The organism is Volucribacter psittacicida (genome assembly GCF_004339025.1).
In the GTDB taxonomy this organism is placed as follows: Bacteria; Pseudomonadota; Gammaproteobacteria; order Enterobacterales; family Pasteurellaceae; genus Volucribacter; species Volucribacter psittacicida.
In genome coordinates this window covers 599,415-612,009 of record NZ_SMFT01000001.1, presented here as the reverse complement: position 1 = coordinate 612,009, position 12,595 = coordinate 599,415, and the positions used below count along the sequence as shown (strand labels likewise).

11 protein-coding genes and 3 pseudogenes are annotated in these 12,595 nt (G+C 35.9%); 7 read left to right on the top strand and 7 right to left on the bottom strand.

What is annotated here, in order from left to right; genetic code table 11:
• Positions 1–111: 111 nt before the first annotated feature.
• A pseudogene (locus EV694_RS02770) lies at positions 112–282 on the top strand (ribbon-helix-helix protein, CopG family); the annotation flags it as partial.
• A gap of 347 nt (positions 283–629) precedes the next feature.
• Here the strand turns inward: EV694_RS02770 and EV694_RS11095 are convergent.
• Positions 630–845, bottom strand: a pseudogene (locus EV694_RS11095) (hypothetical protein).
• A gap of 13 nt (positions 846–858) precedes the next feature.
• On the opposite strand from EV694_RS11095, the gene EV694_RS02760 reads away from it, so the two are divergent.
• Positions 859–1,029 (top strand): YegP family protein, encoded by a 171-nt coding sequence (locus EV694_RS02760; protein ID WP_132688904.1) that lies wholly within the window; start codon positions 859–861, stop codon positions 1,027–1,029.
• A 394-nt stretch (positions 1,030–1,423) separates the two neighbouring features.
• Here EV694_RS02760 and EV694_RS02755 read toward each other — a convergent pair whose 3' ends face one another.
• The 3 genes from EV694_RS02755 to EV694_RS02745 all read right to left on the bottom strand — a co-directional run bounded on the left by EV694_RS02755 (position 1,424) and on the right by EV694_RS02745 (position 4,553).
• Positions 1,424–2,239 (bottom strand): DNA adenine methylase, encoded by an 816-nt coding sequence (locus EV694_RS02755; RefSeq protein WP_132688901.1) that lies wholly within the window; start codon positions 2,237–2,239, stop codon positions 1,424–1,426.
• Positions 2,240–2,283: 44 nt separating this feature from the next.
• Entirely contained in the window at positions 2,284–3,672 is a 1,389-nt protein-coding gene (locus EV694_RS02750; protein ID WP_132688898.1) for a ParB N-terminal domain-containing protein, read from the bottom strand.
• Between the two features lie 206 nt (positions 3,673–3,878).
• Positions 3,879–4,553: an XRE family transcriptional regulator gene (locus EV694_RS02745; RefSeq protein WP_132688896.1), complete on the bottom strand. Its 675-nt coding sequence runs from the start codon at positions 4,551–4,553 to the stop codon at positions 3,879–3,881.
• A gap of 125 nt (positions 4,554–4,678) precedes the next feature.
• On the opposite strand from EV694_RS02745, the gene EV694_RS02740 reads away from it, so the two are divergent.
• A complete protein-coding gene (locus EV694_RS02740; protein WP_132688893.1) occupies positions 4,679–4,876 on the top strand; it encodes a helix-turn-helix domain-containing protein in 198 nt (65 codons plus the stop codon).
• A 98-nt stretch (positions 4,877–4,974) separates the two neighbouring features.
• On the opposite strand, the gene EV694_RS02735 is transcribed toward EV694_RS02740, so the two are convergent.
• Positions 4,975–5,616: an IS1595 family transposase gene (locus EV694_RS02735; protein ID WP_132688890.1), complete on the bottom strand. Its 642-nt coding sequence runs from the start codon at positions 5,614–5,616 to the stop codon at positions 4,975–4,977.
• Positions 5,617–5,706: 90 nt separating this feature from the next.
• Here EV694_RS02735 and EV694_RS11090 point away from each other — a divergent pair.
• The 3 genes and pseudogenes from EV694_RS11090 (at position 5,707) to xthA (ending at position 8,170) form a co-directional block, all read left to right on the top strand.
• Positions 5,707–6,143, top strand: a pseudogene (locus EV694_RS11090) (phage antirepressor N-terminal domain-containing protein).
• 419 nt (positions 6,144–6,562) lie between these two features.
• Complete coding sequence (bioD, locus tag EV694_RS02725) at positions 6,563–7,288, top strand: dethiobiotin synthase (RefSeq protein WP_132688887.1); 726 nt, start codon at positions 6,563–6,565, stop codon at positions 7,286–7,288.
• Between the two features lie 81 nt (positions 7,289–7,369).
• Positions 7,370–8,170 carry an exodeoxyribonuclease III gene (xthA, locus tag EV694_RS02720; RefSeq protein WP_132688884.1) on the top strand — a complete coding sequence of 267 codons (801 nt, stop codon included), beginning with the start codon at positions 7,370–7,372 and terminating at the stop codon, positions 8,168–8,170.
• Positions 8,171–8,219: 49 nt separating this feature from the next.
• Here the strand turns inward: xthA and folM are convergent, their stop codons facing one another.
• Both folM and EV694_RS02710 read right to left on the bottom strand, forming a co-directional pair.
• Positions 8,220–8,948: a dihydromonapterin reductase gene (gene folM, locus EV694_RS02715; protein ID WP_132688882.1), complete on the bottom strand. Its 729-nt coding sequence runs from the start codon at positions 8,946–8,948 to the stop codon at positions 8,220–8,222.
• Positions 8,933–9,823 carry a LysR family transcriptional regulator gene (locus tag EV694_RS02710; protein WP_132688879.1) on the bottom strand — a complete coding sequence of 297 codons (891 nt, stop codon included), beginning with the start codon at positions 9,821–9,823 and terminating at the stop codon, positions 8,933–8,935. The genes folM and EV694_RS02710 overlap by 16 nt, the downstream gene beginning before the upstream one ends.
• 154 nt (positions 9,824–9,977) lie before the next feature.
• On the opposite strand from EV694_RS02710, the gene topA reads away from it, so the two are divergent.
• A complete protein-coding gene (gene topA / locus EV694_RS02705) occupies positions 9,978–12,584 on the top strand; it encodes a type I DNA topoisomerase (RefSeq protein WP_132688876.1) in 2,607 nt (868 codons plus the stop codon).
• Positions 12,585–12,595 lie beyond the last annotated feature (11 nt).

Here is a 12,595-nt window from a genome sequence, read left to right as displayed (position 1 = left end):
CCGTATTATCCTAGTTATCGTTTTATTACTCTGGTCTTTGCCAGTTTACTAACTTGATAACTTACTGGGGGAGTACCAGTCCCCCAGTTATTCAAATCATAGGAGATTTTTATGGCATTGTCAATGAATGAAATAAGAGCCCGTAGTGATGAAAAGCGTGGTGTTAAAGCTAAAAGCTATAAACTTCCCATTGCAACTATCGCTAAAATCGAGCAATTAAGTAAACAACTTAATATCCCACAAAATCAACTCATTATTCAAGCGGTTGAGCTGTTTGAGCAAAAATACTTAATTTCTTACCCCCTTTGGGGCGGTTTATTTTTCCTTTTCTCTTTCCATTTCAATGCACATTAAGAGCATTCCCTTCTGTGCTAGCTTACATTGGTTTTCTGTGTAATGTGCTTTGAATTAGCGACAGTTGCCTGTCGTATATTTTCACCTTGCGTTTGGCTTCACGATTCATTGCCGTTGCTAATATTTCCGCAAGGTGGCATATCGCTTGGTTTGGGCTTTATTCCATTCTGTTGAGCGGTAGGTCTGTTACTACACTTTGACTAACTCTCACCATCAGGCAAGCGATATTTTTTGGGATAAATTGTTAAAGAGCATAAAATCAAGATGAAATAACACTATTTTTGTAGTAATTTGGTAATTAACCTTGCAACCCACGATTTTCCTTTTACTGGCACGTAAAATGAGTTATAGATAACCCCAACAATGGTTGCTTGGGACATTGCTTTGACTTTTTCTTGTGCTTATTCAAGTGAGTTGGCGTAAACATCTGAATATCATCTATTCCCATCGAATAAATAAGAAATTGCATAGCGTTTCATTTCTTTTTGCATAAGGATTACCTCTATGTATTTTGAAATTTTCAAAGGTGTTAATAGTCAATGGTACTGGCGATTAAAAGCGGCTAATCACGAACCGATTGCCCAAAGCGAAGGTTATACAACCAAACAAAATTGCTTGAATTGTATCAAGCTTGTTATGGACACTAACCGACAAACACCTATTTATAAAGTTTAGTTATTACCCAAGCCCTGTACATCAGGGCTTTTATTTCATTTCGATTTTTTAAAGAGCGTTGAGATTGACTTATCTCTATCATTAATCCACCGTCTCTGCTTACTCTCGGTTTCCCTGCTCGGATGTGTTGTTTTGATGTGCTTATTAAATTATAAATTTATGAAAAGTAAATATTTGATTTGATATGTAAATATGAGGTTTGTTTAAGGTGTAAATAAATAGTTGGTTTATATGAGAAAATAATTTGAAAAATTTTTGATTAATTTATGGATTTGTGAGTGAAATCACAGAAAAATGGGGGGGAATGTGTAAGAAAGGAGAATATAGGGGATTTGTTTATTGGATATAAGGGGATTTTATAGGTTGTAAGTAAAGGAAAACCGCCATTAGGTGGTCATAGAAGCAAATTATCACTATAAATAATTATTTCAGTTGCTTTCATTTTTTTGTTGGCTGAATAGTTTAATTGATATTCTGCTTGGCGATATTGTTGGTAAATTTCTTTGATATTTAGATTATTATCATAAGACACAATCCAAGGCGTTTTTACATTGGCCAATTTATGGCATATTGCAGCATGATCATTATGCTTATAAAAATTACGATATAATCCTTGCCCTTTTTCATAATAAGGTGGATCAAGATAAATAAGAGAGTTATCCGGTACTTGTTTATCAATAGTGGATAACCAAATCTCTGTATCATGGTTAGATACATGAATATGTTTAGCCATATTCCCAATTTTTTCAATTCGTTTAATTAAATCAGATTTATTAAAGCGACAGTCTATTTTGTAATTACCAGTTTGTTTTAATCCTCCAATAACGCCTGCTTTTAGAATTCCTGAACGATTAGTTCGATTTAAGAAAAATGCAGCAAAACCATGTTTTAGTGGCGATAAGTCATATTGTTTCAGTAATATTTTTTGCTTATGCCATTCATCAATAGTAACTTTAGTATCATTTACTAAACGGATAAAATCTTCCGTTTGTTCAGTAATAGATTTCCAAAAATGATAAATAGCCAAGTCAAAATCGTTGATATGGATATCTGTACAATAACCACTAAATAACACATCTAGAGCAACACCGGCTCCGCCAGCATAGGGTTCTATGTAGTGTCCTGTGAGATTATTTTTTTCAATAATTCGTTTGATCGTTGAAGCAAATTTGGATTTGCCTCCAGGATAACGTAATGGAGTATAGTGCATAGCCGTAACTTTATTTTTTAGAGTATATCGGCTATTATAGCTTTCTAATTTCCATTTGGCCAGGAATATTTTTCCCAAATTGCGATAATAAATGGTTTGAGATTGTTATGTGCACTAATAATTTGCTCGGCATTAATATTATGAGCATAGTTGTGTAAAATACTATGTAGTAGGTTGAGTGTACCTGTGCCATCTTTTTTATCTGCGCATTCATTAATTAACATAGCTAATTCTTTCGGCTCTAATAATGTCTCTTTTTCCAAATGTTGTGCAATACCTAATATTTTTGCTCTTAATGTGGAGTTTTCATTAATTAAGGTGGTTTTTCCTTTGTCGTGAAATAGAATACCTTTAGTTTTAGTTAGGAAATAGTCACAACTTTGCTCAATTAAAGCTCGTAATAAAGAAGCTGTCGCATAAGGGGTAATATGGACATTTAATTTGTCTTTGATTTCAAAGTAAATAGATTGAATTTTATCAACTGAAATTGATAATTCATAATCAATAATTGATTCTTTAGATTTTGCTTGAGATTGATTTTTTATAGGTTTTGGTTTTACTAATGTAGTAGATGTAGGTGATGTTTGTTGTGGAGGCTTACTTCCTGTTGATGCGATTCCTGAAATTAAACTTATTCCATTAGATAAACGGACGTTTGGAATTTTTCCATGATTCTTGAGATATTCAATATATTTTAATCTATCTACTTTAGTCGAACGTGAACCTATATTATGTTCTTTGTTATCTACATCTTTAAAGTATTGAATTAATATTTCTTTAAATTCTTTTGGTTGAATATTTATTTGGATATTACGCTCTTTCACGCTAGTTAATATTCCAAATGCTTCTCGGACTTCTGGAGTGCTTAACATACGGGTAATTGTAGTAATCACTTTTTGTGACTGTTCAGGTTGAATAAGGTTATTTTCTAGCGAGAAATCAAGAATAGTTAATGCGGCAGCATGATTAGGTTGCCCATTTGTAGATTGTTCAAAACGAGTTTGCTGTTCGGTACTCCATGATTTCCTTGCTGCTTTTGAGCTTGCAGAGTGTAATTTTGCTAACCAATGAGAAGCTTCATCCCTTGAGTCAAACTGATGGACAATAATTTTTTTAATAGGTTGCTTAATATTTTGTTTTAGCTTATTAAAATATTTTTGATATTTTTTAGGGGCAAGTTCTGGATTAAGAAGTAATTTTAATGCACAAACACGTCTATTTCCTTCTAAAACAATTCTTTTATTATTTTCAATCGTAATACCAACCAGATCTAAAGGATTAGTAAGTCCTTCTTCTGAAATATCTTTTGCCAAATCCTTTATCTTTTCATTTTCTATTAGAGATTTAATTATTTCTTTTTGCTTTTCAATAGGTGAATGTCTAGGGTTTTTTGTATCTAAATATAGACGATTAATGCTAATTGTTTTTTTCATTTACTCTCTCCTTAATATCTTTTTATATAAAATCTCTATAGAAAATTCCTATATTAACTAATCATAAGTCATAAAAATATTTACTGATATTTATATTCAATTATTATGCTAGATTTAGCCAACATTACCCCATCACAACAAAACCGAATACCAGAACACCCAATCAGTCGCCAAGTATCCAGAATATCTATAAAATTTGCCTACGCTCAACCACCACGCCAAATTTGACGTCCAACAATTTGTAAATCTTTTAATTGATCACCTGAAATATCGATCGGATCATAATCAGGATTAAAGCTGATTAGGGTAATTTTATCTCCATTGCGGACAACTTGTTTAATATAAAAGTTCTCTTTATAAATCAGTGCATAAACTTCACCATCTGCGATTTCTGTATCATGGATATTTACAATAACTGTATCCCAATCTTTTAAGACAGGGGCCATACTGTGTCCTCTGACATACATGGCTTTACAGCTATCTGGGAATACATATTTATGCTTAAACCACGCCTGACGAAATAATAAAGGTTCTTCGGATTTTCTCGGTACCCATTCAACAACACAGCCTTTTCCTGTCCCTGCTGATAATTTAATATCGTATAAATCGATTTTAATATGCGTATCGCTATAATCTTTGTCTTCGATAATAGCAACATCAGGCTTATTTAATGCTTTTTCACTTCCTAATAGCCAATTCACAGAATAACCTAATTTATCGCAAATCAGTCTAGCAGAGGCTACGCTGATTTTTCCATTATTAAACCAGTTATTCACTGCTTGAGGGGTCTTTTTAGCTATCCGACTTAGTTCCGCTTTGCTAATACCAGTTTCATTAATCAGCTGTTTTAAGCGGTTAATAACAATTTGATCTCTATCCATTCCATTCTCCATTTTTTAGCAAGTTTAAACAAAAGATTTAATTTTTCAATAAATTAGATATTTGCATAATTAAATATTGAATTTACAATCTAGTTGATTGATTTAAATTATATATTGAGGAAAATATGACACCTATTGAGAAAGCAATAAAGGCAGCTGGTTCACAAGTTAAATTAGCTCGATCCTTAGGTAAAACCTCTCAATTTATTTATCGCATAAAAAAATCAGGTGGAAAAATCTCTACTCAAGATATTTCAGCTGATAAATGGAAAAAGGTTACAGGCCTCCCTAAAAGTGAGTTATTTCCTGAATATCAGGACTAATGTAACAAGGAATCATCGCAATGGCACGCAATGAACCGACTAGATCCGCAAGAGAGATTTCTGATCTTTATTTTAAATAAAGGGGCTGTACTAGATAACTAGAACAAATTACTCTTAACTAATTGTTTTAAAATGGGAATTTGAGACTTTATGTTACTGTGATTAAAACGCCATTCACACTCTTTTAAATATAGCTCAAAATGGGTTTTAGGAATACCATTAAACTTACGCAAATAACGTTTTGCTTGACTCCAAAAATTCTCAATGCCATTAATATGGTTATGATGTTCAGCAAAATGTGTGCTGTGATTAATGCGAAAATGACTAAATTCACTCACATCAAGTACATCATAATTGCGATAAGTATCGGTGTAAACAATACTATCAGGTTTTACTTTTTCTCGAATAATAGGCAGTAATATCGCTGATTTTGTATTAGGAACAGCAACAGTATAAACCTTACTATTACGCTTCAAAAGCCCGAATACAGCGAATTTACCTGCGACACCACGTCCTCGTTTACCCTTACGAGCACCACCAAGATAACTTTCATCAACTTCTTCCTCAAACATTTCTAAATGAGGACTATTTTGATAAATGAGTAACCGTAAGCGATGAAAATAAAAGGCTGCTGTATTTTTATTGACATTCAGTTCGGCGGCTGTTCGTGCCGTAATGCCTGCCACGAAAAGCTCAATAAGTTTGTGTTGTTTATATTGACTTAGACGACTTTTTCTCATTGAACTATTGTATCCTAAGTGGGAAATTTGTCAGTTATCTAGTTCAGCCCTAAAAACAATAATTTTTCTAACCCACAAAAGGAATATCATATGGAAACATTAAAAGAAGAATTTTTAGGACAACAAATCACATTAGTGGATGACAATGGTGTAGCCTATGTTGCTATGCGTGAGATTGTTGAAGGGATTGGACTTGATTGGAAGTCTCAACATAGAAAATTAATCGATCAGTCAAGTAAGTTCAGTTTTACTCATATTACTACAACGGGAAAAACGGAAAAAGATATAAAAAACTCTGTATGCCTATTTCAAAATTAAATGGTTGGTTACTTTCGGTGAATCCTAATAAAGTGAGAGCAGGCTTGAAAGAACGCTTAGAAGCCTATCAAGAGGAATGTTTTTCAGTTTTATGGGAAATACTTAAAAGAGTAAAGCAAAAAAAAGCAATGTTAGAGCTTGAGTTTTTACAGCTTAACGTCAATGTCAAAGGTCATAGCCAATTAAAGGAGATTTTAATTACCAGCTAAGCAGAGGCGGAGAAAAATCCTTTTAGAACAGGCAGTATAGTTTTACAAGATACTCAAAATCACAGAAAATTAGAAACGCAAAGTGTTAGTGTTTCGGTAGATAGCAATGCGCTAACGAGCATGAATGTTATGCAAACAGCGTTAAGTTTATTTAGTAATCAACATAAATAATCAACATAAATAAGTGCATAGTGAGGCTCGTAGAATATTAGTATAGAGATTACTGATGAGCAAATACAACAAGCTTGAACAGGCGAAATTAGTTTTGGGTAAAGCATAGTCTTTGGCTTATAGTTCGTAACTATTTAAAATCACATTAACAATCTTATGACTATTCAACAAAAATTTGTGTTAGCTCAACTTTTTTAATGACAAATTCTTTTACAATCCTTCCACTTAAATGAAGGGGAGTATTAAAAATGAGTAGTTTTTTTATTACAGGAACGGATACCAATGTGGGGAAGACGATTGCTAGTCGTGCGATTATTCAAGCGTTACAGCAACAAAATATTCAAATCGTGGGCTATAAACCCATTGCCTATAATGCCAATGATAATGTTTATGCCGAATCGCAACCCTATTCAGAGAATTTGCCTCATCAACAAGATAACCTTGACGTAAAAATATTGCTTAATAGTAGCCGAGAAAATTTGTCTTATGAGCAAGCAAATAGTTATACCTTTGAACAATCGCAAATGCTTACCTTGGCTTGCCAAGATCTTGTGGATCTCAACAAAATTAATCAGCATTTAGATCATTTAGTCAATAATTATCAATCCGTTTTGGTGGAGGGGACTTTTGGGTGGTTGACCCCCATTAACCGAGAAAAAAGTTTTGCTCATTGGGTAAAGGATCGTAATATGCCAGTGGTTTTGGTGGTTGGTATAAAAGAAGGCTGTATCAATCATGGTTTATTAACGGCACAATCTATTCTTCACATGGGAGTGCCTTTACTCGGTTGGGTAGCAAACCGAATTAATCCTTGCCTTGGGCATTATGCGGAAGTGATTGATATTTTATCGCAAAAAATTGATGCACCTTTATTAGGGGAAATCCCTTATCTTTATAAACCTGAAGAACAAGAATTAGGGCATTATCTTACCAATATTGATCGGTTAGGTTATATGCAAACTGCGTTGGTTTGATTTTTATGCGATAAATATTGTGGGTAGGCAACTTTTTGGCAATCAGGTATAATCAGTCCTTTTTAGGATTAGGATTTTATCATGAAATTTATCTCTTTTAATATTAATGGATTACGAGCAAGGCCACACCAATTAGAAGCCGTTGTTAAGCAATATCAGCCCGATGTATTGGGTTTACAAGAAATTAAAGTGGCGGATGAAGCCTTTCCTTATGAGTTAGTGGAACATTTAGGCTATCATGTGTTTCATTATGGGCAAAAAGGGCATTATGGGGTAGCCTTATTAACAAAGCAACAGCCTAAAGCAGTGAGAAAAGGTTTTCCTACTGATGAGGAAGATGCACAAAGACGCATTATTATGGCGGATTTTGAGACAGAAATGGGATCTTTAACAGTGATTAATGGCTATTTTCCACAGGGTGAATCACGCCAGCACGAAACGAAATTCCCGGCAAAAGAAAAATTCTATCAAGATTTACTTCGTTATATTCAACAAGATTTGCCAAGTGATAATGTGATTATTATGGGCGATATGAATATTAGCCCAACGGATTTAGATATTGGTATTGGTGAAGAAAGCCGTAAACGTTGGTTGCGGACAGGAAAATGCTCATTTTTACCTGAAGAGAGAGAATGGTATCAACGTTTATATGATCAAGGTTTGGTGGATACGTTCCGTCATTTAAATCCTTTAGTTAATGATCAATTTTCGTGGTTTGATTACCGTTCTAAAGGCTTTGATGATAATCGAGGTTTACGCATTGATCATATTTTGGCAAACCAAGCCCTAGCACAACGTTGTGTGCAAACAGGCATTGCCTTGGATATTCGTGCAATGGAAAAACCTTCCGACCACGCTCCTGTTTGGGCAGAATTTAAATAAAAGACAACCGCACTTTATAAACAAAGTGCGGTCTGTTTTGAGATTATTTTTATTTTAAATAACGACCGCCATCAACGGCTAGGCAAGTGCCTGTCACATAATCGCTTTTCATTAAATATTCTACGGCTAAAATCATTTCTTGATAGCCGCCACATTTTTGCATTAAAGATTTTTGTTGTGCTTTTTGTTGATAATCTGGGGGATCATCGGTATTAAAGGCAATCAATGCGGGGGCAATGCTATTTACTTTAATCTTAGGGGCATATTTTTGTGCAAAACTACGGGTTAAATTTTCCATTGCGGCTTTGCTCGCTGCATAGGCAATATGCTTGGCACTGCCTTTCTTGGCGACATAATCACTAATATGAATAATATTACTTGTCGATGTTGTCTGCTCTAATAACGGGGCGAGATATTGATTGAGTAAATAAGGGGTTTTTACATGAATTTGGAGCATTTCGCCCATAAGTTGCCCTAGCTGGTTTATGGGCTGATCCTGCTCCGCTTGCCAGCTTGAGGCATTATGAATTAAGCAATGGATTTGCGGACATCGCTGTTGAACTTGTTCAGCAAATTGCATAATGCCTTGTTCATTGGAAAAATCGGCTTGTAAGGTAACGACCTTTAACGCTTGTAATTGAGCCAGTTGTGGATAAAAAGTGCGGTAGGAAATCAGCACGTTTTTTCCTTGTTGGGCAAAATGTTGAGCAAGGGCAAAGCCGATACGTTTTGCTCCGCCAGTGATGACGATCCAAGAGGAAGTTAGTTGGTTTGACATAGTTTTAACTCGGTTAAAAAATCAATAAAGGCACGCACTTTGGCGGGGAGGTAACGGCGATGAGGATAAACCACATGAATATCAATGGTGTCTTGTTGGTAATCCGTTAGGAGTTCAACTAACTCCCCTGAGCGTAATTCTTGTTCAATAAAGAAAAGTGGGCTATTGATAATCCCTAAGCCCGCTTTTGCCATTTCTACTAAGACTAAGCCATTGTTACTGGTAAATTTCGCATTCACTTTGGCTTGATAATGTTGGTGATTTTTTTGTAATGCCCAAATTAGGCTGTAATTGAGTTTATAGATAAGGCAATCATGTTGGCTTAGTGCTTCGGGCGTAGTGGGGACGCCTTTTTGTGCTAAATAATGTGGAGAGGCAACGATATGCATGGAGGAAGAGGCAATTTTTTTCGCCACAAGGGTGCTTTCGGTAAGCTGTCCAATGCGTAGAGCCAGATCATAGCCTTCACTAATTAAATCCACTTTGCGATCGGTATATTCAATATTGACGTGTAAATGAGGGTGTGCATTTAAAAACTTGGCGAGATTGGGGGTAATAAAACGCATACCAAACTCTCTCGGCACTGACACAGATAAATTTCCTTGTAATGCGGAATTATGGTTAGCAATACTGGCGTCCGCCTCTTCCAATTCCATTAATACGGATAAACAACGTTGGTAATAAATTTGCCCTGCCTCAGTAGGGGTAATTTTGCGTGTGGTACGTTGTAATAAGCGGGTTTTAAGTTGTTCCTCAAGTTGAGAAATCAATTTACTTACCATTGCCACAGAAATATTCATTTGTTGTGCCACTTGAGTAAAACTTTGGCTTTCAATCACTCGACAAAACACTGAAATCGCATTAAGTTTATCCATTTTATTGCCTTTGGGTTGTAATTATAATTAATCCTTGCTATTGTTGCGCCCAAATCTATTACATTTTGGCGATATGAGAATTTTGGATAAAAACAGATAAAAATGCAAATAAAACGCCTCATATCTTTTCTTATTATTATCGTTAGGAATAAAAATGAGCAAATCATTGGTCATTGTGGAATCGCCAGCCAAAGCGAAGACAATTAATAAATATTTAGGCAAAGATTATATTGTTAAATCAAGTGTGGGACATATTCGTGATTTACCTACGGCGGGGACATCTACGGGCGAAAAGGCAAAACCCGTTTCAACAAAAGGCTTGAGTGTAGAACAAAAGCAGAAAATGAAACAGGAAAAAGAGCGTAATGCCTTAGTAAAACGTATGGGCATTGATCCTTATCACGATTGGCAAGCCAATTATCAAATTTTACCCGGTAAAGAAAAAGTGGTGAGTGAGCTTAAAAGCCTTGCTAAAAAAGCGGAGCATATTTATTTGGCTACCGATTTGGATAGAGAGGGAGAAGCGATTGCTTGGCATTTAAAAGAGGTGATTGGCGGTGATGATCAACGTTTTAGCCGAGTGGTATTTAATGAAATTACCAAAAATGCTATTCAACAAGCCTTTGATAAACCTGAACAATTAAATATGGATCGGGTTAATGCCCAACAAACACGCCGTTTTCTCGATCGGGTAGTGGGATTTATGGTTTCTCCATTGCTATGGAAAAAAGTGGCAAGGGGCTTATCGGCAGGGCGTGTACAATCCGTTGCAGTAAAATTATTGGTGGAGCGTGAACGAGAAATTAAAGCCTTTAATCCTGAGGAATATTGGCAAATTTCTGTCCAAACGCAAACAAGTCAACATCAATTACTTAACCTTGATGTAGTTGAATTTCAAGGGAAAAAATTTGAGCCTAAAAATGAACAGCAGGCGCAAATTGCCACAGATTTTTTATCACAAGCGGATTATGTGGTGACTTCGTTGGAAACAAAACCAACAAGTTCTCGTCCGAAAGCACCTTTTATTACGTCAACCTTGCAACAAACGGCTAGCACCCGATTAGGTTTTGGTGTGAAAAAAACCATGATGTTGGCACAACGTTTATATGAGGCAGGCTATATTACTTATATGCGTACTGACTCAACCAACCTGAGCCAAGACGCATTAACTATGGCAAGAAATTATATTCAAAGCCAATTTGGTGAAAAATATTTGCCAGAGAAACCGCACTTTTATTCCAGCAAAGAAAATGCCCAAGAAGCTCACGAGGCGATTCGCCCTTCTGATGTGAATACCTTGGCTGAGCATTTAAAAGAAATGGATAAAGATGCCGTACGTTTATACGATTTAATTTGGCGTCAGTTTTTGGCTTGTCAAATGCCAGCCGCACAATATGATAGCAGTACCGTTACTGTGATGGCGGGCGAATATGGATTAAAAACCAAGGGACGTATTTTGCGTTTTGACGGTTGGACAAAAGTATTGCCAGCCTTAAGTAAATCCGCCGAAGATAAAGAATTGCCTACGCTTAGCATTAACGAGAGATTACAACTTAACCTTGTTCAACCAGAGCAGTTATTTACTAAACCCCCTGCTAGATTTACTGAGGCTTCTTTAGTTAAAGAGCTTGAAAAGCGAGGAATTGGTCGCCCTTCTACTTATGCCACCATTATTTCTACTATTCAAGAACGAGGTTATGTTCGCAGCGAAAATCGCCGTTTTTATGCGGAAAAAATGGGCGAGATTGTTACTGATCGCCTTAACCAATCCTTTGCAGAATTGATGAATTATGATTTCACTGCCAATATGGAAGATGTTCTCGATCAAATCGCTAAGGGAAATAAAAATTGGAAAACGGAATTAAATCAATTCTTTAAAGATTTTTCTGCTCAATTAAGTCAAGCGGAGCTTGATGAGCTTGAAGGGGGAATGAAACCTAATAGCCTTGTACCAACAGAAATTAGTTGCCCTACTTGTGGGCGTCCTATGGCGATTCGTACCGCCAGCACAGGGGTATTTTTAGGTTGTACAGGCTATGCCTTGCCTGTAAAAGAGCGGTGCAAAACGACCATAAATTTAATTCCTGAGGCTGAGTTACTTAATGTCCTTGATGATGCCAGTGAAACCAAAGCCTTGATGGCACGTAAACGTTGTCCAAAATGTGGTTCGGCAATGGATAGTTATCTTATTGATGGGCAACGTAAATTGCATATTTGTGGTAATAATCCAAATTGTGATGGCTATATTATTGAACAAGGTAGCTTCAAAATTAAAGGCTACGATGGCCCTGTGGTTGAATGTGATAAATGCGGTGCGGATATGCATTTAAAACTAGGACGCTTTGGCAAATATATGGCTTGTACAAACTGCGATAATACACGCAAAATTCTAAAAAATGGCGAAGTTGCACCACCAAAAGAAGATCCGATTCCTTTTCCTGAACTAAAATGTGAAAAATCCGATGCGTATTTTGTATTGCGAGATGGCGCCAGCGGTGTATTTATGTCGGCACATAATTTTCCAAAATCTCGTGAAACTCGTGCCGCTAAAGTCTCAGAACTCGCAAAATATCAAGAGAGATTGCCTGAAAAACTGGCTTATTTAGCTCAAGCCCCTCAACAAGATCCAGAGGGGAATGAAGCAATTATTCGTTTTAGCCGAAAAGAAAAACGCCAATATGTTACTTCAGAAAAAGAGGGTAAAGCGACAAAATGGCGTGTAGATTATGTTGATGGTAAATGGGTTGAGGTTGGGAAGTAGTAAGCCCTAAT